Origin of the sequence: Novosphingobium sp. fls2-241-R2A-195, from assembly GCF_030209485.1 — a bacterium.
In the GTDB taxonomy this organism is placed as follows: Bacteria; Pseudomonadota; Alphaproteobacteria; order Sphingomonadales; family Sphingomonadaceae; genus Novosphingobium; species Novosphingobium resinovorum.
This window is the reverse complement of sequence record NZ_JARVRY010000013.1, coordinates 73,174-96,713: the sequence shown is the minus strand read 5'-3', so window position 1 is coordinate 96,713 and position 23,540 is coordinate 73,174. Positions and strand designations below refer to the sequence as shown.

General features: G+C 66.9%; 23 protein-coding genes and 1 pseudogene. 16 read left to right on the top strand and 8 right to left on the bottom strand.

The features are described from left to right. Positions 1–102: 102 nt before the first annotated feature. From QRN25_RS11330 to QRN25_RS11315, 4 genes are all read left to right on the top strand, one after another. Complete coding sequence (locus QRN25_RS11330; protein ID WP_271182615.1) at positions 103–2,343, top strand: spermidine synthase; 2,241 nt, start codon at positions 103–105, stop codon at positions 2,341–2,343. Then, positions 2,340–2,900, top strand: a complete 561-nt coding sequence (locus QRN25_RS11325; protein WP_271182616.1) for a gamma carbonic anhydrase family protein — start codon at positions 2,340–2,342, stop codon at positions 2,898–2,900. Before QRN25_RS11330 ends, QRN25_RS11325 begins: the two co-directional genes overlap by 4 nt. After that, the gene (locus QRN25_RS11320; protein ID WP_271182617.1) at positions 2,900–3,181 is read left to right on the top strand and encodes a DUF167 domain-containing protein; all 282 of its coding nucleotides are present in this window, start codon (positions 2,900–2,902) and stop codon (positions 3,179–3,181) included. The genes QRN25_RS11325 and QRN25_RS11320 overlap by 1 nt, the downstream gene beginning before the upstream one ends. Before the next feature lie 123 nt (positions 3,182–3,304). Continuing rightward, positions 3,305–3,694 carry a pyridoxamine 5'-phosphate oxidase family protein gene (locus tag QRN25_RS11315; protein ID WP_271182618.1) on the top strand — a complete coding sequence of 130 codons (390 nt, stop codon included), beginning with the start codon at positions 3,305–3,307 and terminating at the stop codon, positions 3,692–3,694. Between the two features lie 40 nt (positions 3,695–3,734). On the opposite strand, the pseudogene QRN25_RS11310 reads toward QRN25_RS11315, so the two are convergent. The 6 genes and pseudogenes from QRN25_RS11310 to QRN25_RS11285 all read right to left on the bottom strand — a co-directional run bounded on the left by QRN25_RS11310 (position 3,735) and on the right by QRN25_RS11285 (position 11,042). Continuing rightward, positions 3,735–4,129, bottom strand: a pseudogene (locus QRN25_RS11310) (globin domain-containing protein). Between the two features lie 44 nt (positions 4,130–4,173). Then, positions 4,174–5,766 carry a cisplatin damage response ATP-dependent DNA ligase gene (locus tag QRN25_RS11305; protein WP_271182619.1) on the bottom strand — a complete coding sequence of 531 codons (1,593 nt, stop codon included), beginning with the start codon at positions 5,764–5,766 and terminating at the stop codon, positions 4,174–4,176. Between the two features lie 184 nt (positions 5,767–5,950). After that, complete coding sequence (locus tag QRN25_RS11300; RefSeq protein WP_271182620.1) at positions 5,951–6,955, bottom strand: ligase-associated DNA damage response exonuclease; 1,005 nt, start codon at positions 6,953–6,955, stop codon at positions 5,951–5,953. A gap of 169 nt (positions 6,956–7,124) precedes the next feature. Continuing rightward, positions 7,125–9,497: an ATP-dependent Clp protease ATP-binding subunit ClpA gene (clpA, locus tag QRN25_RS11295; RefSeq protein WP_036525608.1), complete on the bottom strand. Its 2,373-nt coding sequence runs from the start codon at positions 9,495–9,497 to the stop codon at positions 7,125–7,127. A 173-nt stretch (positions 9,498–9,670) separates the two neighbouring features. Beyond that, on the bottom strand, positions 9,671–9,889 hold the full coding sequence (locus QRN25_RS11290) for a DUF1192 domain-containing protein (protein WP_036525606.1): 219 nt from the start codon (positions 9,887–9,889) through the stop codon (positions 9,671–9,673). Positions 9,890–10,073: 184 nt separating this feature from the next. Beyond that, positions 10,074–11,042: an MlaA family lipoprotein gene (locus tag QRN25_RS11285; RefSeq protein ID WP_271182621.1), complete on the bottom strand. Its 969-nt coding sequence runs from the start codon at positions 11,040–11,042 to the stop codon at positions 10,074–10,076. Between the two features lie 190 nt (positions 11,043–11,232). Here QRN25_RS11285 and QRN25_RS11280 point away from each other — a divergent pair, with 190 nt between their 5' ends. Beyond that, the gene (locus QRN25_RS11280) at positions 11,233–12,234 is read left to right on the top strand and encodes an NAD(P)H-quinone oxidoreductase (protein WP_271182622.1); all 1,002 of its coding nucleotides are present in this window, start codon (positions 11,233–11,235) and stop codon (positions 12,232–12,234) included. Between the two features lie 199 nt (positions 12,235–12,433). Next, entirely contained in the window at positions 12,434–13,141 is a 708-nt protein-coding gene (locus tag QRN25_RS11275; protein ID WP_036525601.1) for a DUF1013 domain-containing protein, read from the top strand. 169 nt (positions 13,142–13,310) lie between these two features. Here QRN25_RS11275 and QRN25_RS11270 read toward each other — a convergent pair whose 3' ends face one another. Together QRN25_RS11270 and QRN25_RS11265 are read right to left on the bottom strand one after the other, a co-directional pair. Beyond that, positions 13,311–13,757: a bactofilin family protein gene (locus tag QRN25_RS11270; RefSeq protein ID WP_008831387.1), complete on the bottom strand. Its 447-nt coding sequence runs from the start codon at positions 13,755–13,757 to the stop codon at positions 13,311–13,313. Position 13,758: 1 nt separating this feature from the next. After that, positions 13,759–14,910, bottom strand: coding sequence for a M23 family metallopeptidase (locus QRN25_RS11265; protein ID WP_271182623.1), 1,152 nt, complete (start codon positions 14,908–14,910; stop codon positions 13,759–13,761). Positions 14,911–15,152: 242 nt separating this feature from the next. On the opposite strand from QRN25_RS11265, the gene QRN25_RS11260 reads away from it, so the two are divergent. The 10 genes from QRN25_RS11260 (at position 15,153) to QRN25_RS11215 (ending at position 23,502) form a co-directional block, all read left to right on the top strand. Continuing rightward, a complete protein-coding gene (locus QRN25_RS11260; RefSeq protein WP_271182624.1) occupies positions 15,153–16,442 on the top strand; it encodes a glutamate-5-semialdehyde dehydrogenase in 1,290 nt (429 codons plus the stop codon). After that, entirely contained in the window at positions 16,406–17,116 is a 711-nt protein-coding gene (locus tag QRN25_RS11255) for a nicotinate-nucleotide adenylyltransferase (protein WP_370423933.1), read from the top strand. Before QRN25_RS11260 ends, QRN25_RS11255 begins: the two co-directional genes overlap by 37 nt. 113 nt (positions 17,117–17,229) lie before the next feature. Continuing rightward, positions 17,230–17,631 carry a ribosome silencing factor gene (rsfS, locus tag QRN25_RS11250; protein ID WP_008831383.1) on the top strand — a complete coding sequence of 134 codons (402 nt, stop codon included), beginning with the start codon at positions 17,230–17,232 and terminating at the stop codon, positions 17,629–17,631. A gap of 112 nt (positions 17,632–17,743) precedes the next feature. Then, complete coding sequence (locus tag QRN25_RS11245; RefSeq protein ID WP_008831382.1) at positions 17,744–18,169, top strand: 23S rRNA (pseudouridine(1915)-N(3))-methyltransferase RlmH; 426 nt, start codon at positions 17,744–17,746, stop codon at positions 18,167–18,169. A gap of 109 nt (positions 18,170–18,278) precedes the next feature. After that, a complete protein-coding gene (locus QRN25_RS11240; RefSeq protein ID WP_271182625.1) occupies positions 18,279–18,656 on the top strand; it encodes a ribonuclease HI in 378 nt (125 codons plus the stop codon). Between the two features lie 185 nt (positions 18,657–18,841). Further along, positions 18,842–20,077 (top strand): murein hydrolase activator EnvC family protein, encoded by a 1,236-nt coding sequence (locus QRN25_RS11235; protein WP_271182626.1) that lies wholly within the window; start codon positions 18,842–18,844, stop codon positions 20,075–20,077. 306 nt (positions 20,078–20,383) lie between these two features. After that, a complete protein-coding gene (locus QRN25_RS11230; protein ID WP_285019612.1) occupies positions 20,384–21,736 on the top strand; it encodes a S41 family peptidase in 1,353 nt (450 codons plus the stop codon). 19 nt (positions 21,737–21,755) lie between these two features. Beyond that, positions 21,756–22,241 (top strand): disulfide bond formation protein B, encoded by a 486-nt coding sequence (locus QRN25_RS11225; protein ID WP_271182628.1) that lies wholly within the window; start codon positions 21,756–21,758, stop codon positions 22,239–22,241. Between the two features lies 1 nt (position 22,242). Continuing rightward, positions 22,243–22,764: a demethoxyubiquinone hydroxylase family protein gene (locus QRN25_RS11220; protein WP_271182629.1), complete on the top strand. Its 522-nt coding sequence runs from the start codon at positions 22,243–22,245 to the stop codon at positions 22,762–22,764. Between the two features lie 162 nt (positions 22,765–22,926). Then, positions 22,927–23,502: a hypothetical protein gene (locus tag QRN25_RS11215; RefSeq protein WP_271182630.1), complete on the top strand. Its 576-nt coding sequence runs from the start codon at positions 22,927–22,929 to the stop codon at positions 23,500–23,502. The last annotated feature ends 38 nt before the right edge of the window (positions 23,503–23,540 follow it).

Sequence of the window (23,540 nt, the reverse complement as noted above, 5' to 3'; positions counted from 1 at the left end):
ATCCAGGGCAGTCTTGAGCCGCCCTGGATTGCTTCGCTGCGCTCGCAATGACGAGTGAAGGTCTATCCTTCCCTGCCGGCACCACGTACCTGTCTTGCCGCAATGACCGACACCGCCGAGCACATGCTGCAAACCGCCCGGACAACCCCGCCGCGCCGCGGGCTTTTCGTCGCCACCATCCTCGTCGGCAGTTTCCTGCTGTTCCTCGTCCAGCCGATGGTGGCGCGCATGGCGCTGCCCCGGCTCGGCGGCGCGCCGAACGTGTGGAACAGCGCGATGCTGGTCTATCAGGCGCTGTTGCTGGCGGGGTACGCCTATGCGCACTGGCTCGGCCGGTTCGCGCTGAAGCGGCAGGCGATGATTCACCTCGCGCTGCTGCTGGTCGCCGCGCTGACCTTGCCGGTGGGCCTGATCGACATGCCGCGCATCGCCGGGCTGCCGGAGGCCGCATGGGTGCCGCTGCTACTGGGCGCGAGCATCGGCCCGGTATTCTTCGTCGTATCCGCGCAGGCGCCGCTCATGCAGCGCTGGTTCGCCGCTGCGCCCGAAGCGGGTGCACCTTGGGCGCTCTACGCCGCCTCCAACCTCGGGAGCTTCGCGGGGCTCATCGCCTATCCGCTGCTGGCCGAGCCGCTGCTGAGCGTCCGTCTGCAGAGCCTCGCGTGGTCTGGCGGCTTCGCCGTGCTGGTGCTGCTGATCGCGCTGGCCGGATTCAGCCGCCGCAATACCCCCGCGCCGATCGCACAGGCCCACGCTTCGGAGCGCATCCCCGCCCGCACCATCGGCCTGTGGCTGGCGCTGTCGGCGGTGCCTTCGGGGCTGATGCTCTCGACCACCACGCATCTCACCACCGACATCTTCGCGATGCCGCTGCTCTGGGTGATCCCGCTGGGGCTCTACCTGCTGAGCTTCGTGATCGCGTTCTCCGACCGGCGCGGGTCGGCTACCTTCGTCAGCCGCATCGCGCCGGTGGTGGTGCTGTTCATGGGCAGCTACGCGATGCTGTCGAATGGCTCGGGCACCCTGTGGGCCGTGGCGGGCACCTGCCTGCTGCTGCTCTGCGTGGCGACGACGCTGCACGCGCGGCTCTACGACCTGAGGCCGGGAGAGGCGCAGCTTACCCGCTTCTACCTCGTCATGTCGGCGGGCGGAGCGCTGGGCGGCGTGTTCACCGCGCTGATCGCGCCGCTGGTGTTCGACTGGGCCTGGGAGCACCCGCTGCTGGTCCTCGCCGCCGCGCTGCTGATGCCGCTGCGCCCGCTGCTGAACTGGCGCGACAGCACCGATATGGAGCCCGGCATGGCGCGCATCGCGCTGACCGTGGTGCTGCTCTTCGCGGGCTTCCTGGGCTGGGAACTGCTGCAGACCGTGCTGGACCCCGAGGAGGCGCTGTTCAGCCTGATGCTGACGGTGTTCCTCGTCGGCGTGGGGGTGATGGTCATGGCATGGCGCGGGGCCTTCGCGCTTGTCCTGCTGATCGGCATGGTCGGACAGGGCGGCCTGTGGACCGTGCGCGCCACTCTGGAAGGCGAGCGCACCCGCAGCTATTTCGGCATCTATACCTTGCGCGACGACGCGGAGGGACGCTTCCGCACGCTGGCGCACGGCACGACGCTACACGGCATGCAGGCGCTCGATCCCGCGCGCACGCACGATGCGCTGACCTATTACGGCCCCGGCTCGGGCGTCGCCCTCGCGCTGGCGGCAGTGCCCGCGATCGAGGGGCCGCAGGCGCGCGTGGGCGTTGTCGGGCTCGGCACCGGCTCGCTCGCCTGCCGTTCGCAGCCGGGGCAGGACTGGACTTTCTTCGAGATCGACCCGGTCGTGCTGCGCTTCTCCACGACGCGGCAGTTCACCTTCCTCAAGGACTGCACCCCGAAGGCCCGCGTGGTGATCGGCGATGCCCGGCTGGAACTGGCACACGTCGCGCCGCGCAGCTTCGACGTGCTGGTGATCGATGCCTTCTCCTCCGATGCCATCCCCATGCACCTGCTGACGACCGAGGCGCTGGCGGTCTACCGCCGCGCGCTGACCCCGGGGGGCCTGCTGATCCTGCACATCTCCAACCGCTACATCGACCTTGCGCCGGTGGTCGGCGCCAATGCGCGAGCGAGCGGGCTCATGGCGCTTTCGCGGCTGGACTTTCCCGAAGACGAAGTGCGTTACACCCCCTCGCGCTGGATCGCGCTTTCGGCGGATCGGAGCGTGCTCGACAGGCTTGCAAGGCAGCGCCCCGATGCCCCATGGAGCAAGCTTGAAGAACGGGCGCCGGAACCCTGGACGGACGATCACGCTTCCATCCTGCCGTATGTCCGCTGGAGCAGGCTGACGGGGAATCCATGACCGACCGTAACGACATCACAATCGCCGCCTTCAACGGCAAGGCGCCGCGCATCCATTCCAGCGCCTTCATCGCGCCCGGCTGCCGCATCATCGGTGACGTCGAGATCGGCGCCGACGCCAGCATCTGGTACAACTGCGTGATCCGCGCTGACATCAACCGCGTGGTCATCGGTGCGCGCACCAACATCCAGGACGGCACCGTCGTCCACTGCGACAGCCCCAAGCCGCACCGCCCCGAAGGTTACGCCACGATCATCGGCGAGGACGTGCTGATCGGCCACATGGTCATGCTGCACGGCTGCACGCTGGAAGACCGCGCCTTCATCGGCCTCGGCGCGATCGTGATGGACGGCTCCTATGTCGAGAGCGACGGCATGCTGGCGGCGGGCTCGCAGCTCACCGGCAAGCGCATCGGTGCTCGCCAGCTCTGGATGGGCCGCCCGGCAAAGTACTTGCGCGATCTGACCGACGAGGCCGTCGTCGCCAACCAGTCGGGCGTGAAGGGCTATGTCCTCAATGGCCGCCTGCATGCCGAGGCGCTCGGGCTGAAGGGCTGATGGCGCGGCCCAGGGCGATGCTGCCGGATGCCGAGGCGCTGCGGGCCATGGTCGATGCCGACGGTGCGCTGGCCTTGCGGGTAACGCCGGGCGCAAAGGTCGAGGCACTGGAAATCGTAGAGGGCCGCCTCACTGCCAAAGTCCGCGCTCAGCCGGAGGACGGCAAGGCCAACGCCGCCGTGCGCGACCTGCTCGCCCGCGCGCTGGGCGTGGCGCCCTCGCGGCTGGAACTGCTGCGCGGCGCAACATCGCGTGAGAAGCAGTTCAGGGTATCCGGCTAACCGCTTCGCCTTTGTTCTGCATGTTTATTGCAATTGAGAATCAATATATAATATGCCATGCTGCGCCGCACCACGCTTGCGGGCCCGTGCCCGCTTTCCTTCCGACAAAAGCAGAAAGACGACATGCTCAACGAAGAGATGAAGCGCATCCTCTCGGTCCAGCTTCCGATCCAGGCCACCGTCAGCAAGGACGGCCTGCCCGACATCGGCCCCAAGCGCTCGCTGCGGGTCTATGACGAGGCCACGCTGATCTACAACGAGAACACCGGCGGCCAGACGCTGCAGAACATTCGCGACGGATCGAAGATGGCGATCGCCGTGATCGATCGCGAAGCGCTCGACGGTTACCGCTTCGTCGGCAAGCCCGAGATATTTTCCGAAGGCGCGGCCTTCGAGAACGCCGAGGCCTTCGCGGCGACGGCGGGCATGAAGACCCCCAAGTTCGCGGTGCTGATCCACATCGAGGACATCTACACCCTGCGCTCCGGCCCGACGGCGGGCACGAAGCTCTGAATTCACAGCCGCGATGGTCCTCTCCCGCCAGTGGAAGGGGCTATCGCCCCATGCTGCGTGCGATCCGCGCCAGCGTTTCGCTCATCGAGCGGGCGATGTCTGTAGGTTCGGGCGCCACCTCGGCGATGGCGCGCTCCATCGCCTCGGCCCACTGGTCCGCCGTCAGCGGTTCGATGGTGAAGGGCGCGTGCAGGCTCACCATGCAGCGGCCGGGGTTCTCCTCGAACCAGTCGCGCGGGCCTCCTGCCCATCCGGCGAGGAACTTCGGCAGCGAGGCCCGCATCGCGCCAGATCGGCCGCGTGCATCGCGCGAAGTTCGGCATAGGCCGGATCGCTTACCATCAGATCGTAGAAGCGGTTGGCGATCGCCTCGAACACCGGAGCGCCGCCGAGGCGGTGGTAGGGGGTGTCCGGCACGGGGGAGGGCTGTTCCATGCTGCCCCTCTAGCGTATCGTCCGCACGCACGCATTGATCGCGGTCAATCGCGGATCAGGGCGCGCAAAGTCTCGATGCGGTCGGCCTCGTGCGCGGGCTTGTCGGCGCGGATGCGGCTGATGCGGGGGAAACGCATGGCTACGCCGGACTTGTGGCGCTTGCTGGCGTGGACCGAATCGAAAGCCACCTCGAACACCAGCGACTTGTCCGTCTCGCGCACCGGGCCGAAGCGGCCCACGGTGTGGTTGCGCACGTGGCGATCGAGCCACTTCAGTTCCTCGTCGGTGAAACCGAAGTAGGCCTTGCCCACGGGCAGCAGTTCCGCGCCGGTATCGGGATCGCCGTCCCAGCAGCCGAAGGTATAGTCCGAATAGAACGAGCTTCGCTTGCCCGAGCCGCGCTGGGCATACATCAGCACGCAGTCGATCAGCAGCGGGTCGCGCTTCCACTTGTACCACAGCCCGGTCTTGCGCCCCGCGACATAGGGACTGTCCCGCCGTTTGAGCATCACCCCCTCTATCGCATCGTCGCGCGCGCGTTCGCGGATGGCGGACAGGTCGGCGAAGTCGGCGGCGGGGATCACGGTGGAGATGTCGAACCGGTCGGCGGGCAGGCGCGGCAACAGCGCCTCCAGCGCGGCGCGGCGCTGACTCCAGGGGAGGGGGCGCAAGTCCTGCCCCTCCAGGATCAGCACGTCATAGAGGCGCACGAAGGCGGGATATTCCTCGCGCATCTTCTTCGAGACAGTCTTGCGCCCGAGGCGCTGCTGCAAGGCGTTGAAGCTGGCCGCGCCGCCCTCTTCGCCGCCCTGATGGGCACCGCGCACCAGCAGTTCGCCGTCCAGCACGCCGTCGATATGCAGCGCCTCGGCGACCTCGGGAAAGGTGGCGGAAATGTCATCGCCGGAGCGGGAGTAGACGCGCGTTTCTCCGCCCGCCCGAACCACCTGCACGCGGATGCCGTCCCACTTCCATTCGGCGGCATAGTCGGCCAGATCGACCTCCGTGTCCTCCAGCCCGTGCGCCAGCATGAAGGGGCGGAACAGCGGCAGATCGTCGGAATTGGGAGGCTCGGCGCCGTGCGCGGCCCAGTCGAACAGCGGGGCATAAGGCGGCGTCTGGCCGTGCCAATGCTCCTCCACATCCTCCACCGCGACGTCGAAGGCCTGCGCGAAAGCCGTCTTGGCGAGACGCGCCGAAATGCCGATGCGCATCGCCCCGGTGGCCAGCTTGAGCAGGGCATAGCGGCCGTTCGCATCCAGCCGGTCGAGCAGCTTCGGCAGTTCCACCATGACATTGGCGCGCGTCATGCGGGAAAGCGCATCCACCGCCTCGGACACCGTGGGCGGGGAGGGTGCCTCCGCCGGTTCGGGCCAGAGCAGGCTGGCGGTCTCGGCGGAATCACCCACGTATTCGCGGCTGAGCGTCCAGAGCACCGGGTCGATCCGCTCGGTCAGCAGGTTGCGGATGGTGGAACTCTTCACTGCCGGGAAATCGAGCCCATCGGTCAGCGCGGCAAGCGCCCAGCCGCGATCCGGATCGGGCGTGTCGCGCAGGTAGTCGGCCAGCAGCTTGAGCTTGGCGTTGCGGCTGCGGGTATAGACCAGCGCGTCGAGAAGAGCGGCGAACGCTTCCATTTAGAAAGTAGAAGTCCTGGGGCCATCGCCCCAGACCCCCATACCGTCGAGGTCGTGCGCGCAGCCTCGTTTCGCGCTCACTTCCTTTTTCGTGTCATCCCCGCGAAGGCGGGGACCCATCTGATGACCGCGTAATACGGAGCCGCAGGAGATGGGTTCCCGCCTTCGCGGGAATGACGGAAGGTCAATCATCTTCATCCTCATACCCCACCAGAGCCAGCGCCCGCGCCTTCCTCTGGTTCAACTCGCACCACCGCAGCATGGCTTCCTCGCGCCCGTGCGTGATCCACGTCTCGGCGGGGTTCACGTCCACCACGGTCTGCGTCAGTTCGTCCCAGTCGGCGTGGTCGGAGATCACCAGCGGCAGTTCCACCATCCGCTGCCGCGCGCGCTGGCGTACCCGCATCCAGCCGGAGGCCATTGCCGTGATCGGATCGGGCAGGCGGCGGCTCCACCGGTCGTTGAGCGCCGAGGGCGGGGCGACGATCACCGCGCCGGCCAGTTGCTCTTTGCTGGCGTCCGACACCAGCCGCAGGTCGCCCAGATCGACGCCCCATTCTTCATACAGTCGGCACATCCGCTCCATCGCGCCGTGGAGCCAGATCGTGTCTTGGTGCCCGGCGCGGCGCAGTTCGGCGATCAGGCGTTGTGCCTTGCCCAGCGCGTAGGCGCCGACCAGCACGCAGCGCTCCGGATTGGCGGCGAGGGCGGAGAGCAGCTTGGCGATCTCCTCCTCCACCGGTGGGTGGCGGAAGACAGGCAGGCCGAAGGTCGCCTCGGTGACGAGCACGTCGCAAGGGGTGACCTCGAAGGGCGGGCAGGTGGGATCGGCGCGGCGCTTGAAGTCGCCGGTGACGATGATCCGCTCGCTCGCGTGCTCCAGCAGGATCTGTGCGGAGCCGAGGACGTGTCCGGCGGGAATCCACGTGGCGTGGACATCTCCGGGCAGGGCGATGCGCTCGCCGTAGGGGACGGGCACCGCGCCTTCCTCGGTGGCGTAGCGCAGTTTCATGATGGCGAGGGTTTCGGGGGTGGCGAAGGTCTCGCCGTGGCCGCCGCGTGCGTGGTCGGCATGGCCGTGCGTTACCAGCGCGCGATCGACCGGGCGGGCCGGGTCGATCCAGCAGTCGGCGGGGACGACGTGGATGCCCCAGGGTTCGGGTCTGATCCAGGAGAAATCGCGGGGCATGTCATGAAAATGGGGCGGGAACCGCGTGGTTCCCGCCCCAATGTCTCAATGTGGCGCAGACCCTTCGACAAGCTCAGGGTGAGCGGTGTTGGTGTAAGGCCGCTATCCCCTCCTCCCGCTCAGGCTGAGCTTGTCGAAGCCCCCTGAGTCGGGAAGTGAGCAATGACCCTCAATCGTCCGCGTTGGTATCCGCCTGCGGACCGGGCTTCTTCGCCCGCTTCACCGGCACCTTCTTCTTCGTCTTGGACACCTTGGGCGCCGAGGGAGTCAGTTCGAAGTTCAGCGCGTTCTCCTTGACCGAGACGTGCACTTCGCCGCCGTGGGCCAGCTTGCCGAACAGCAGTTCTTCCGCCAGCGGCTGCTTGACCTTCTCCTGGATCACGCGGCCCATCGGGCGCGCGCCGTAGAGCTTGTCATAGCCCTTGTCGCCCAGCCAGCTGCGTGCGTCCGAGTCGAACTGGATGTGGACGTTCTGGTCGGCCAGCTGCAGTTCCAGCTGGAGGATGAACTTGTCCACGACCCGGCTGATGGTGTCCTTGGCGAGGTACGCGAAGGGCACGATCGCATCGAGGCGGTTGCGGAATTCGGGGGTGAACATCTGCTTCACCGCTTCCTCGCCGGCATCCTCCTTCGAGGTGTCGCCGAAGCCGATGCCCTGCTTGGCCATGTCCGAGGCGCCCGCGTTGGTGGTCATGATGAGCACCACGTTGCGGAAATCGACGGTCTTGCCGTGGTGATCGGTCAGGCGGCCGTTGTCCATCACCTGCAACAAGATGTTGAACAGGTCGGGGTGTGCCTTCTCGATCTCGTCGAGCAGGAGGACGCAGTGCGGGTTCTGGTCGATCGCGTCGGTCAACAACCCGCCCTGATCGAAGCCGACATAGCCCGGAGGCGCACCGATCAGGCGGCTGACCGAGTGACGCTCCATGTATTCGGACATGTCGAAGCGCTTCAGCTCGATGCCCATGATGCTGGCGAGCTGACGGGCCACTTCGGTCTTGCCGACGCCGGTAGGACCGCTGAACAGGAACGAGCCGATCGGCTTGTCCGGATCGCGCAGGCCAGCGCGGCTCAGCTTCATCGCGGTGGCGAGGAGGCCGATCGCCTTGTCCTGGCCGAACACCACGCGCTTCAGGTCACGTTCGAGGTTCTCCAGCGCCTTCTTGTCGTCGGACGAGACGGACTTGGGCGGGATGCGGGCCATCGTCGCGATGACCTGTTCGATCTCGCGCGCGGTGATGGTCTTCTTGCGGCGGCTGGGCGGCAGCAGCATCTGCATCGCGCCGACTTCGTCGATCACGTCGATCGCCTTGTCGGGCAGCTTGCGGTCGTTGATGTAGCGGGCCGAAAGCTCCACCGCCGTCTTGATCGCGTCAGGCGTATACTTGACGCGGTGGTGATCCTCGAAAGCGGTGCGCAGGCCCTTGAGGATCTTGATGGTATCCTCGACCGTGGGCTCGTTCACGTCGATCTTCTGGAACCGGCGCAGCAGGGCGCGGTCCTTCTCGAAGTGGTTGCGGAACTCCTTGTAGGTGGTCGAGCCGATGCAGCGGATCGTCCCGCCCGACAGCGCCGGCTTGAGCAGGTTCGAAGCGTCCATCGCCCCGCCGCTGGTGGCGCCCGCGCCGATCACCGTATGGATCTCGTCGATGAAGAGGACCGCGTGCGGCATCTTCTCCAGTTCGGAGACGACCTGCTTCAGACGCTCTTCAAAATCGCCGCGATAGCGGGTGCCGGCCAGCAGGCTGCCCATGTCGAGCGAGTAGATCACCGCCTCGGTCAGCACTTCAGGCACTTCGCCCTCTACGATCTTGCGCGCCAGGCCTTCGGCGATGGCGGTCTTGCCCACGCCCGGATCGCCCACGTAGAGCGGGTTGTTCTTGGAGCGGCGGCACAGGATCTGGATCGTGCGGTCCACTTCGGGGCCGCGGCCGATCAGCGGATCGACCTTGCCCGCCAGCGCCTTCTCGTTGAGGTTGACGGTGAACTGGTCGAGCGCGGAGTCCTTCTTGTTGGCGGACGCCTTTGCCTCCGCCTTGTCCTCGGGCGTGGGCGGGGTCTCGTCGGACGAGCCCTTGGCGGTGCGATCCTCGATCCGCTTGCCGCCCTTGCCGATGCCGTGGCTGATGTAGCTGACGGCGTCGAGGCGGCTCATGTCCTGCTGCTGCAGGAAGTAGACCGCGTAGGAATCCCGCTCGGAGAACAGCGCGACGAGGACGTTGGCGCCGGTCACGGTGTCCTTGCCGGACGACTGCACGTGCAGGATCGCGCGCTGGATCACCCGCTGGAAACCGGCGGTCGGGGCGGGATCGCCCTTTTCCTCGGTCTTGAGCGACTGGTATTCCTGATCGAGATACTGGCGCACCACGTCGCCGAGGTCGCCAAGGTCCACGCCGCAGGCCTGCATGACCTGCGCCGCGTCGGTGTCGTCGATCAGCGCGAGCAGCAGGTGCTCGAGCGTCGCGTACTCGTGGCTCCGCTCAGACGCGTGAGACAGAGCCGAGTGCAGGGTCTTTTCAAGGCTTTGGGCGAAACTTGGCATTTAGGCGACCTTCATCGTGAGGGACGGCTCTCCCGGGAGGTTCCCGGCCCGCAGGGGAGATTGGCGGGTCAGGGTTACGAGGTTGATATAGGGACGTTCAGGATGGTTGCGAGGGTGGCCATGGGGGTAAGCGCCCGAGGTCGCCCGAAGGCTGCCAGAGGAGGCTGCGATTCTCAAGATGATCGCGGCCTGAACAGGGCGTCCGCCGCGAGGCGGTGAGCCGATGATGCGTTCCGGTGCGCGCGGATGCGGGCGATCTCGATTTCGAGAAGCGCAACCCGCGCGTCGAGTTCGTCCAGCGAATAGCGATCGAGGCTTTCACCGGCGAGGTGGCTGGCGGCTCCGAAGTCGCCCTCGGATGACCGCCGCAGAGGTCGGTCTTCTTCGTCCATTGCGGTGCAGCATCGGACTGGAATGCGAGGCTGTCAATGGGTCCTTCGACAGGCTCTGGAAGAGCGGGGGATATGACCCACGGTGGAACTGTTTTCGTCATTGCGAGCGCAGCGAAGCAATCCAGGGCAGCACTACGCCGCTCTGGATTGCTTCGCTGCGCTCGCAATGACGAAGGTGGGAAGGTTACGGCTTTTGGGCACTCGGCTCGGGCAAGGGCTTTTCATCACCCACCACCGGCTCCGCAATGCCCTTGCGCGCGCGGTATTCCGGGCTGTGCAGTGCGTCCACTTCGGCCTGGCGACGCTTGAGGTAGAAATCGCGCGTGGCCACGTAAGGGTCGGCGGCGGCACGGTTGGCCTTGATCTGCTCGTCGAAGGCGACTCGGTCGTTCATCGACTTCACTATGCCGGTGGAAAGCCCGTAGACCGGCTTGTTGAACGGCTTGCCGACCAGCGTGGGCAACACTGCCAGATCGAGCACGCGCCCGACGAGGTCGCGCGCCGTCGTCGGACCCAGCACGGGCACGAACAGGTACGGCCCGTTGCCGATGCCGTGATAGGCGAAAGTGTTGGCGAAACCGTTCTCGCGGTAAGGCAGGCGGAACGGCTTGCGTTTGGCCATGTCGAACAGCCCGGCGACGCCGACCGTACTGTTGATGACGAAGCGGCCTGCCGTCTCCATCGCCTTGCCCGGCTTGAACTGCAGCAGGTAGTTCACGAAGACGATCGGCTCCGCGAGGTTGATGAGGAAGTTGCGCAGGCCGTTGCGGATCGGCTTGGGCACGACCCGCTCGTACGTTCCCGCGACCGGGGCGACGACCACCTTGTCCACCGCCTCAACCACCGCGAAGCTGGCCGCATTGACGCCCGAGAACGGGTCGGCCTCTATCTGGCGGGGGCTGGAACTGACGATGATGACATTCTCGTCCTCCGCCGCAGGCACGCTGCCGGGCGGGGGCGTTCCCGCAGGCGGGGCCGGAGCGTGAATGATCGGCGCGTGGTCGGGCAACGGCTGTGCCGCGACGTTCGGCAACGGCTGCGCCGCCACTTCCTGCACAGGAGTCGTCACTGCGCCCGGCGTCCCGATCGCCGGGTGATCCTGAAGGTTGGCTCCGCCGCCCGCCAACAGGACGGACAGAGCTATAGTCGACACGCCCACTTCCGTACTTCCTCTGATGAACCCATCCGCACGGTACGGCTGCGACCCGAAGTGGAGTGAACACCACTATCATCATAAAATCGAGAGACTTTGTCAGTGCGACTGCATGCACCGTTCCACTTCGGGAGGCAGGGCCAAGAAAGGGAGTTCCCCACCCCCTCCATCCTGTGGCACAGGGAGGTTCATGTTAGCTGACCTTCCTGTCACCATGACCGCCGTGGGTTACGATGCACCCGGCGGCCCCGAAGTCCTGCGTCCTGAAACGGTCCCGGTGCCCCGGCCCGGTCCCGGCGAAGTGCTGGTCAAGGTCGCCTTCGCGGGCGTCAATCGCCCCGACGTGGTGCAGCGGCTTGGCAATTATCCGCCGCCGCCGGGCGCCTCGCCGATTCCGGGGCTGGAGGTTTCCGGCACCATCGCGGCATTGGGCGAAGGTGTGAGTCAGTTTCTCCCCGGTCAGGAAGTCTGCGCGCTCGTTTCGGGCGGGGGCTATGCGCAATACTGCATCGCCAAGGCCGGGCACTGCCTGCCGGTGCCCGAGGGCTTGTCCCTTGCGGAAGCCGCGGCGCTGCCGGAAACTCTTTTCACCGTTTGGCACAACGTCTTCGAGCGCGGCCTGGCGCGTGAGGGCGAGTGGCTGCTCGTCCACGGCGGCACCAGCGGTATCGGCACGATGGCGGCGATGCTGGGGCGGCACTTCGGGCTGACGGTCATCGTCACCTGCGGCTCGCCCGACAAGTGCGCGGCGGCGCTGAAGATCGGCGCGCATCACGCGATCGACTACAAGGCCACCGATTTCGTCGAGGAAGTCGCGCGGATTACCGGAGGGCGCGGCGTCGACGTGGTGCTCGACATGGTCGCGGGCAGCTACGTCGCGCGCAACCTCAAGTGCCTCGCGCCCGATGGCCGCCACGTCACCATCGCGGTGCAGGGCGGCGCGAAGGCGGAGGTGAACATGGCGGTGGTCATGACCCGGCGCTACACGCTGACCGGCTCGACCCTGCGCCCGCGCACGGACGCGTTCAAGGAAGCGGTTGCGCAGGAGATCCTCGAATGCGCCTGGCCGCTGGTCGAGGAAGGCCTGCTGCGCCCGGTGATGGACACGCGCTTCCCGCTCGCCGAAGCCGCCGCCGCGCATGCGCGGATGGAGGCCGGAGACCACGTCGGGAAGATCGTGCTGGAGGTGTGAAGGTGCACTTATGGTACCCTTGAGTGCCTTTGAGTGCCGTCAAATCATGCCCCAAATTGCGTTCCACGTGAAACGCATCGACGGAATGACGCAATTTTCGGCCCCTTTTGCTTGCTCCTTCGGCAAAAATTCCCTAAATCGAAACCGTGAGGCCGCTCCGCGAAGGGGCGGCCCTTATTGTTTCCGCCGGAGATAGAGAATGAGCCAGCCCACTCCGCTGATGCCGCACGCGACCGCCTCGTGGCTGGTCGACGTTACCTCGCTGACTTTCGAGCAGATCGCAGAATTCTGCGGCCTGCACATGCTCGAAGTGCAGGCGATGGCCGACGATCTGGCGTCCAGCAAGTATACCGGCCGCGACCCCGTTCGCTCGGGCGAGCTGACGATGGAAGAGATCGAGAAGGGGCAGGCCAACCCCGAGTACAAGCTGCGCATGCACAAGGTGCCGCTCGCGCAGAACCGTACCAAGGGCCCGCGCTACACCCCGGTGTCGAAGCGCCAGGACAAGCCTGACGGCATCGCCTGGATCCTGCGCAACCACCCCGAGGTTTCGGACGCGCAGATCGGCAAGCTGATCGGCACCACGCGCAACACCATCGCGGCGATCCGCGACCGTTCGCACTGGAACATCGCCAACATCACCCCCAAGGACCCTGTCACGCTGGGCCTGTGCTCGCAGCGCGAGCTGGACGCCCTCGTCGCCAAGGCCGCGAAGAAGGCGGGCATCCAGGACACCGGCGAGGGTGATGAGCGTCTGGTCGATGACCGTCAGGCCCTGATCGACGAACTGCGCGCAGAGCGTCAGGCGCAGGTTCAGGCCGCGTCGGAAGCCGCGCAGGAAGCCGAAGTCGCCGCCTGGCTCGAAGCCAAGCGTGCTGCCGAAGCCGCCGAGGCCCGCGGCGAGTAACTTTGCTTCAGCCTGACGGCTGAATCGAAAAGGGGACATGGGAGTTGATCCCATGTCCCCTTTTTCGTGTCCGCTCTCGGGGGGCTTCGACAAGCTCAGCCTGAGCGGGGTTTGAGGTTTACACTACTTCCGCTCACCCTGAGCTTGTCGAAGGGTCACGGCTGAGCCCTCACTCTGCCGCTGCGGAAAGCTCCTCTTCGTCTTCCTCGGCGATGACCTCGATCGGCGCCGAAGCGGGCAGGCGAGCGATTGACGGCGGCATCTGTCCGCCATTGGGCGACAGGCGCCCTTCGAGGCGCGCGCCCTGTTCGATGGTCAGCGTGTCGTAGGACACGTCGCCCTCGATCCGCGCGGTCTTGAGGATCACGACCTCGCGCGCCGAAACCGATCCGCGCACGAGCCCGGCGACGCGTACCGATTCGGCCCGCACCGCGCCGTTGATCTCGCTGCCTTCGCCCTGGATCAGGGCCTTGCAGGAAATGTCGCCGTTGACGCTGCCGTCGACGTGCAGGTCGGCGCTTGCCGAAATGTCTCCGCTGATGACGGTGTCGCCGCCCAGCATCGAGAAGCTCGAACTGTTGATGCTCGCACGCGAGCTTATGAAGGCCTTGGCCATGTCAGTGGTTCTCCTCCTGGCCCCTGTTGCTGCTGTTGTTCGCCCCCTGAAGACGTGCCGCTTCGAGGAACGGACGCGGGTTGACCGGACGGTCGTTCACGCGAACCTCGAAGTGGAGATGCGGGCCGGTCGAGCGCCCGGTGCTGCCCATTGCACCGATCAGCGCCCCGGCATCGACGTCCTGACCCACGCGGGTGCGGAAGCCGGAAAGGTGCCCGTAGCGGGTCATCAGCCCGTTGCCGTGCGTCACCTCGATGCAGTTGCCGTAACCGGACTTCTGCCCGACGAACGTGACGCGCCCCTTGGCGGCGGCGTAGATCGGCGAGCCCATCGGCCCCGGGAAGTCGAGGCCCGCGTGGAACGCGGCGCCGCCGGTGAAGGGGTCCGAACGATAGCCGTAGCTGGACGAGACGTAGGCGACGTGCGCCGGGCTCACCTGCGGGATCGAGGCGAGGCCGTTCTCCAGCGCGTCCATGCGGGCAAGGCTCTTGCCCATCGTCAGGAAGCGCGGATCGACGCTGCCGTCGGCCCCGGTCGCCAGCTTCACCAACGGACCACCCTCAGCCATGTGCGCGCGCGAAATCATCGCATTGGGATTGAGCCCCAGCTTGCGAATCGAAGCCATCGCCGCGTCCGAACGCTGGTCGGCGTAGCGGGTGAGGCGATCGACGAGCGCCAGTTGCTTCGCCTCGATGTCGGCAAGGTTGCCGACGCCGGGAACGGCGGCGCTGACCTTCTTGGCGGTCGCTACGGTTCGGGCCGTAGGTTGCCCCTCATCGGCCTCTTCAGGGACATCGTCGATATGGGCATCGACCACCTGGGTGATGAATTCCTGGCGCCGCTGAAGGTCAGCGACTACCGAATCGACGTTGCGGCGGTACTGCGCGACGCTCTTCTCGGCCTTGGCGACATTGGCCGCGCGCTCGGCGAGGGCAGCGCTTTCGCTGCCGACGGATGCCTGCGAGAGCGCCAGAGCGCCGACCGATGCGGCCCACATGCCGAGCACGCCGACGGCTGCACCCGCAGCGATCTTCTGTGCCCGCGCGGAAACGCGGATGAAACGGACCTGTCCCTGCGACCGCATGATGAACTCGCGGTCGGGGAACGCCGTCCTGAGGCGCTGGATGAACGCCCCGGTTGACTTGGAAAGCAAAACGACCCCGCTTGAAATCTATGTCTCAGTCCCGGATCGCGCCGGTAGCAGGCGGTAGTTACCAAAGCGAATCGGCTTGGCCCGAACCTCTGCGGAATCGGGGCGAGTCGAAAACAGATAGCGGTGAGCCGAGGAACCTTACCTTGGCGCGACCGTGAGACGACATACGAATCGATTGCATGCGTGCATTTTGGCGGCTGCATTCCGGTGACAACTGCACGCTGGAATGATAGGCCGCGCCCATGACTTTGCAGAGCACCCTGACCGCCGAACCTGCAGCGCTCTCGCCCGAGGCGCTTGTCGAGCAACTGGCCCGCGACGGCCGGGCCGCGCAGCGCGTACTGGCGAAGCTGACGGACGCCGATAAGGCCGCCGCCCTGCGCGCCGCCGCCACGGCGCTGCGCGAGGCTGAAGGGGAAATTCTCGAAGCCAACGCGAAGGACATCGCGGCTGGCGAGGCTAAGGGACTGTCAGGTGCGATGCTCGACCGCCTGCGGCTCGATGCCGCGCGGCTGGCCGGCATTGCCGGTGCGGTCGATCAGGTCGCGGGCCTGCCCGACCCGGTGGGCGAGGTGATCGCTTCCAGCGAACGCCCCAACGGCCTCAAGCTGTCGCGCGTGCGCATTCCCATCGGCCTGATCGGCATCATCTACGAAAGCCGCCCGAACGTCACCGCCGACGCTGCCGCGCTGTGCCTGCGCTCGGGCAACGCGGTGCTGCTGCGCGGCGGCAGCGAGGCGATCCATTCCAACCACGCGATCCGTGCCGCCTTCGCGAAGGGTCTCGCCACCGTGGGTCTGCCCGAGGCGGCGATCCAGCTGGTCCCGACGCAGGACCGCGCGGTGGTCGGCGCGATGCTGACGGCGGCGGGCCTCATCGACATGATCGTGCCGCGCGGGGGCAAGAGCCTCGTCGCGCGGGTGCAGGCCGATGCGCGGGTGCCCGTGCTCGCCCACCTCGATGGCATCTGCCACACGTATGTCCACGCCTCGGCCGATGCCGGGATGGCGCGCGACCTGACGCTCAACGCCAAGATGCGCCGCACCGGCATCTGCGGGGCGATGGAGACGCTGCTGCTCGACACCCAGTTCCCCGAGAGCGAATCGGTCGTTGCCGGCCTGCTCGACGCGGGCTGCGAACTGCGCGGCGATGCCCGTGCGCAGGCGCTCGACCCGCGCGTGCTGCCCGCCAGCGACGAGGACTGGGACACCGAATACCTCGACGCCGTGCTGGCCGTCGCCGTGGTCGACGGCATCGAACCGGCACTTGAGCACATCGCCGCGCATTCCTCGCACCATACCGATGCGATCGTTACCGAAGACGCGGAATCGGCCGAGCGCTTCCTTGCCGAAGTCGACAGCGCGATCGTGATGGTCAATGCCTCCAGCCAGTTCGCCGACGGCGGCGAGTTCGGCCTCGGCGCCGAGATCGGTATCGCCACCGGCCGCCTGCACGCGCGCGGTCCCGTCGCGCTGGAGGGCCTGACGACCTACAAGTGGCAGGTGCGCGGAACCGGGCAGGCCCGGCCCTGAATCTGGTTCTGAGGCGGACCCGAACCCGCCCCGGCCCCGTCACGGGCCTGCTCGGCGGCAGTTTCAACCCGGCCCACGGTGGACACCGCCGCGTCACCCTGTTCACCGTCGAGGCGCTTGCGCTCGACGAAGTGTGGTGGCTGGTTTCGCCGGGCAATCCGCTCAAGCCCAAGGCCGGGATGGCCCCGCTGGCCGCGCGGATGCGTTCGGCGCAGCGGCAGGCGCGGGGCGCCCGCATCCGGGCCACCGCGATCGAGCGCGAACTGGGCACCCGATACACCGTCGACACCCTCCGCGCGCTCCTTCACCGCTACCCGAAACGGCGCTTCGTATGGCTGATGGGGGCGGACAACCTCGCCCAGTTGCACCGCTGGAAGGACTGGCGGACGCTGTGCCGACTCATGCCGATTGCGGTAATCGCGCGTCCGGGGTATGATGGCGCTGCCCTCGCGAGCCCCGCGATGGCCTGGCTGGGGAAATTCCGGAGACCCCTGACCAGTCTTCGCGGTCCGGAAGAGTGGAGCGCACCCGCGCTGGTGACATTGCGATTCGACCCCGATACGCGGTCGGCAACGGCGATACGCCAGGCCGATCCGGACTGGGCACGAAGGTTCTCAGATCGACCTTCGCGTGACGCGGTCACGTACCACTTGATCCCCGGAACGGCGGAATGATCGGCTTTCAGGCCATCTTCCCGCATACCCGGCTTACACGGCAAACGATCGAACGCGGCAGGATGGCCTTCATCCTGCCCGGTCGGTTTTGAAAGGAGCAGAACCCAACCAAGATGCCACAGGCAGAACTACAGCCGGAATCAACCGGCGCCACCCCGCTTCCGGTCACGATCGAAAGCGATGATCCGTTGCTGAACCTCGTGCTCTCGTCGCTGGACGACGATCAGGCGCAGGAGCTGGTGACGATCGACCTCGACGGCAAATCGAGCATCGCCGACTTCATGGTGATCGCCTCGGGCCGTTCGACCCGCCAGGTTGCGTCCATGGCGCAGAAACTCGGCGAGCGACTGAAGCAGAACGGCTTCGGCCATCCGCGTATCGAGGGCCTTCCGGCGGCCGACTGGGTGCTCGTCGATGCGGGCAGCGTGGTCGTCCACCTGTTCCGTCCCGAAGTGCGCACGTTCTACAACCTCGAGCGGATGTGGGGCTTCGACGGCCCGTCCGGGGCAGCCTGATCGCTGCCTAGAGGATGATCCTCCGGTCGCGACGGTGACCGGAAAATCGCAAGGAAATCACGCGGGGGCCCTGCTCCGTCCCCGCGTTCCGGCCTGATTGCACCCTGAACCCATGCTGCTGCACATCATTGCTCGCGGAAAGATCGCCCGCTCGCCTGAGGGTGAGATGCTGGATCGCTACGCGAAGCGCATCACCTGGCCGTTCAGGCACAGCGAGCTGCCCGATGTCGGCGGCAAGGTGCCTCCTCCCGCCCATACCCCGGTCCGTGAAGTCCTGCTCGACGAGCGGGGCAAGCTGATGAGCTCGGAAGAGTTCGCCGCGCTGCTCGGCCGCTGGCGCGACGAGGGCGTGCGCGAATGCCGCTTCCTGATCGGCGCCGCCGACGGCCACGGCGACGAGGCGCGGGCGCAGGCCGACCACCTTCTGTGCTTCGGCCGCATGACCTGGCCTCATCTGATGGTCCGCGCGATGCTCGCCGAACAGCTGTGGCGCGCCACCGCGATCCTTGCCGGGCATCCTTACCACCGCTCGGGCTGATGAAGCGCCGACTCATCCGTCATTGCGAGCGCAGCGAAGCAATCCAGGGCGGTTTACGCGGCCCTGGATTGCTTCGCTGCGCTCGCAATGACGAAACCGGGGAGATGGGATGAAGCGCCTGAAGGCCTTCTTCGACGGCGGCTGCCGCCCGAATCCCGGCCCCATCGAGGTCGCCGTGGTGATCCGCGGGGTGGCGCATGTCTTCGAGGATTGCGGCTGCGGCACCAACAGCGATGCCGAGTGGCTGGCGCTGATCCATGCACTGGAACTCTGCCGGGAGCAGGGGCTGGAACAGGTCGAGCTGATCGGCGATGCGGTGGAGGTTGTGCGTCAGGCCAACCGGGCCTTGCGCGACGGGCATGGCCCGGGGCGGCACGCGGCGCGCTTCCTTGCGCTGGCGGCTCAGGTTCGTCCTGCGCGCATACGGTGGATCAAGCGTGAGCAGAACCTTGCCGGAATTGCGCTGGCCGCGCGCCATCCAAGGTGAAGGCATTTTATCCTCCCTGTTCCGCAGGAATGGGGAGGTGGCAGCGCGAAGCGCCGACGGAGGGGTCTTCTCCCCTTCCACCACCGACTTCGTCGGCGGTCCCCCTCCCCATTCCTGCGGAACAGGGAGGATAAAGGCGCATTTCGTCTCTTCCCGCGTGACTCCGGCTGTCCTAACACGACGCCGTGAAGCCAGCCCACCGCATTCTCCTGACCGTCACCGCGCTGGGCTCCGTTGCGTTTGCCACGCAGGCGCTGACGCAGCAGGGCGGGCTTGCGGTGCTCGACCCGGCGGTCGATGCGCGGCAGGCGCAGGCGGACATGATCGCCGCCCGGCGCGAAGGTGCAGCGGCTCGCAAGCGGGCGGAAAAGCTGGAAGCGCGTGCCCGCGAAGTCACCGAGCAGGCCGAGACCACTGCGCGTGAGGCCGCCGCCATCGCCGCGCGGATTCAGGAAACCGATGCGCAGATCGCCGTGCAGCGCGCGCAGATCCGGCTGATCGCTTCGCAGCGGCAGGGCCTGAGGGCGCAGTTAGCGCAGAAGCAGGGGCCTCTGGCGCGACTCACCGGGTCATTGCAGCGGCTGTCGCGGCGGCCTCCGTTGCTGGCCCTGTTGCGGCCGGGATCGGTGCGCGATGCGGTTTACATGCGGGCATTGCTCGACACGATGCTGCCCGAGGTGGAGGCGCGCACGGCGGGCCTGCGGGTAGCGATCGAGCGTGGGCGGGCGCTGGAGCAGCAGGCCAAGGCCGCCGCGGCCGGGCTCTCGCAGGCGCAGGCGCAGATGCGCGAGCGGCGCGGGCAACTCGCCGCCATCGAATCGCGCCAGCGGCTGGCCGGGCGCGAAGCCAGCGGTATCGCCGCGCGGGAAAGCGACCGGGCATTGGCGCTGGCGGAGAAGGCGCGCGATCTGGGCGATCTGGTGGTGCAGGTCGGCCGGCAGGGGGAACTGCGGGCGAGCCTCGCGGCGCTGCCGGGGCCGATCATGCGGCCCGCCCGGCCGGAGGATGCGCAAGTCATCGGCGCCGGGCAGTTCACGCCGCTGCCCGAGGGATTGTCCAGCTACATGCTGCCGGTGACCGGGCGGCTGGTAACCGGATTCGGCGAGGATGCGCCGGGGCAGGCGCGCTCCAACGGGCTGGTCATGGCCCCGCGCGCGTATGCGCAGGCGGTCTCTCCGGCGCCGGGGCGAGTGGCTTTCGCGGGGCCGTATCGCGGCTTCCAGAGCATCGTCATCATCGAGCACGACGGCGGCTGGACCTCGCTTGTCACGGGCCTGGCGCGGCTGGACGTGGCAGTGGGTGCGCAAGTGGTCGCCGGGTCTCCGATCGGCGTGACCGGGCCGGGCGATCCGCGCGTGATGGTCGAGCTGCGGCAGGGCGGGGCGCCGGTCAATCCGCTTCAGTATATCCGGGCATTGTAAGGCGTCGTTCCGCATCAGGGCTGATCGTAGCCTTGTGCGCAGGAGGATATTCGTCATTGCGAGCGAAGCGAAGCAATCCAGGGCGACGCGAGACTGCCCTGGATTGCTTCGCTTCGCTCGCAATGACGAAAGTAGAGGGTGGAGGACGACGATGCCGCTTTTTCGGGCAATTAGCCTGATGCCTCCTATATGAACGCAAATCCTGCCGTTCCGCTGGCGTTCACGGTCATCGGACGATAGGATGACGGTCATGAACCCCCGCCGGCCACCGCGCCGGACCGACGCATTGAAGAGGCATCACGCCCGATGAAGATTGCCCCGCTAATCCGCGCTACCCTGCTGGTTTCCGCCGTGGCCGTGCTGCCTGTGGCGACCTCTGGCCTGTCGGCGGTGGACACGCGCACCAGCCATGAATTCGACAAGCTTTTCACGATCTACCAGATCGTGAAGGACAATTATGTCGACCAGGTGAGCGACGACAAGCTGCTCAAGGGCGCGATCGACGGCATGCTGGCCAGCCTCGATCCGCATTCGAACTACCTCGACGGCCAGTCGCTGCAGCGGCTGGAGACGATGATCGACGGCAAGTATACCGGCCTCGGCCTCTCGGTGGTCGAGGATGACGGCGCGGTGAAGATCGTCTCGCCGTTCAAGGGCAGCCCGGCGGAGAAGGCGGGGCTGAAAGCGGGCGACTACATCACCCACCTCGATGGCGTGCTCTATTACGAGCGCGATCTGGACGAGGCGGTATCGAAGATGCGCGGCGGGGCTGGCTCCTCGATCCGCCTGACGATCTTCCGTCCGGGCCGCGACGCGCCGTTCGACGTCACCGTGACGCGCGGCGTGATCGAGCTTGAGCCGGTGACCTGGGAATTCAAGGACAACGTCGGCGTGATCTCGGTCAACGAGTTCTCGCGCGATGTCGGTAACGACGTGAACAACGCCATCTCCGACCTCAAGAAGCAGGCGGCGGTGAAGGGCGGCAAGCTGACCGGCCTCGTGCTCGACCTGCGTTCCAACCCCGGCGGTTCGCTGGACGAGGCGGTGGCGCTGTCCGACCTGTTCCTCGACCATGGCGACATCGTCTCGCAGCGCGGGCGCAACGCGAACGAGAACCAGTTCTACCGCGCCGAATCGGTGTTCAAGGGCGACGTCGCCAAGGGCCTGCCGGTCGTCGTGCTGGTGGACGCGGGTTCGGCCTCGGCTTCGGAGATCGTCGCTGGCGCACTGCAGGACCAGCACCGCGCGGTGATCATGGGCGAGCGCACGTTCGGCAAGGGCTCGGTCCAGTCGTTCCTGCCGCTCGACCAGAACAGCGCGATCAAGATCACGACGGCGCGCTACTACACGCCTTCCGGCCACTCGGTGCAGGAGGGCGGCATCGCCCCCGACATCAAGGTTCCGCAGCTGTCCGATCCCGACGCCCGTGCCCGCGCCGAACGTGCGGTGCGCGAGTCCGACTTGCGCGGCCACCTCATCAACGAGGCGGCGCTCAAGGACAAGGATCTGGAAACCGACAAGCAGGATGATCCGCGCTTCAAGGTGACCGCCGCCGAACTGGAAAAGCAGGGCATCAAGGACTTCCAGCTGCACTACGCGATCTCCACGCTGCAGCGTACGGCGGGCAAGCCCGCGCTTGCCGCCGTTTCCAAGAACTGACGGCAGGGGCACGAAGGGCATGGCCGTTTCCGCCGCACCGTCCGTGCGCGCCGCGCGTATGCTGGCGCTTGGCATTCCCGTTATCGCCCTCGGCGGGGCGCTGGTGAGCCAGTACGTGTTCGGGCTCAACCCTTGCGAGATGTGCTGGTGGCAGCGCTATCCGCACATGCTGGCCATCGTCTTCGCGCTGCTGGCGTTCTTCTGGCGGCCGGTGCGCCCGCTGGTGGCCGTCGCGGCGCTGGCGGTGCTGGTGTCCGGGCTGATCGGCGGCTTCCACGCCGGGGTCGAATATAAGTGGTGGGAAGGCGTGACCGCCTGCACCGCCAGCCCCTTCGCGGCAGGCGGCGATCCGCTCGACGCGATCATGAAGGCGCCGGTGATCCGCTGCGACGTGGCGCCGTGGAGCCTCTTGGGCATTTCGCTGGCGGGCTTCAACTTCCTGTTCTCGACGCTGGGCGCGCTGGCGGTCTTCGCCCTCATCGCCCGCAGCGACCGAAAGGCTTGAGATGAACGCGATGAGCAAGCGCAGCGAACGGATGTTGCGGGTCGATCAGGCGGGCGAATTCGGCGCCAACCGAATCTACGCGGGCCAACTGGCGGTGATGGGCACGCGCGGTCCGCACTCGACCGAGATCGCCGGCATGGCCGCGCAGGAGACCGAGCATCAGGCGAAGTTCGACGCGATGATCGCGCAGCGCGGCGTGCGTCCGACGCTGCTGCAGCCGGTGTGGTCGGCCGCGGGCTTTGCGCTGGGCGCGGCGACGGCACTGATCGGGCCGGAGGCGGCGATGGCCTGCACCGCCGCGATCGAGACCGAGATCGACCGCCACTATACCGAGCAGCTCGAGGAACTGGGCGACGAAGACCCCGAACTGGGCGCCGCAATCCTGAAGTTCCGCGACGAGGAGCGCGAGCACCGCGATGCCGCGCTGGCGGCGGGCGCGGAGAAGGCCCCGGCCTATCCGCTGCTGTTCCACGCGATCCGCATGGGCTGCCGCGTGGCCATCAAGCTGTCGGAACGGATCTGACCTCTCGCGGGTTGTCTGGTTGTATTTGCCGCGTTTTCCGAGTCATCGGGTGTTTCCACCCGATTAGAAAACGCTCTTAAGCTGTCATTCAACCCGTAGCCTGCCTATATCGGGTGCGACCCGATCATGACGCCTCCGGGCCGATACCTGCTGGAGCCACCGATGACCCGCCTTCTCCTCACTGCTGCAGCTGCCGCTCTTTCGCTAGCCGTCGCGCCCGCCGCATTCGCACAGGACGCCGGGCTTACCGATCCGGGCGGGGAGAAGGTCAACCAGCTGATCATCTACGGCGACGATCCGTGCCCGCAATCGGCCTCGGGCGACATCACCGTCTGCGCGCGCAAGCCCGAGGAGGAACGCTACCGCATCCCCGAGCCGCTGCGCGGCATCGACCAGCCCCAGTCCGAGGCATGGGCGAACAAGGTTCAGGCTTACGAAACCGTGGGTCGATTCGGCACGCAGAGCTGTTCGCCGACGGGTTCGGGCGGCTGGCTGGGCTGCACGCAGCAGCTCATCAACAGTGCCTACGCGGAGAAGGCGAACGGTTCCGAGGTCCGCTTCAGCGAACTGATCCAGGCCGAACGTGAAAAGCGCCTCTCCACCATCGATGCCGATGCAGCCGCCGACCAGGCGCGGGTCGAGGAAGCGGAGAAGGCCTACTTCGAGCAGCGCCAGCGCCAGGAGGCGCAGCAGGATGCGGCTGCCGGCGCTACCCCGCCGCCGCCAAGCGTCAAGTAACGCGCCAGACCTTCGTCATTGCGAGCGTAGCGAAGCAA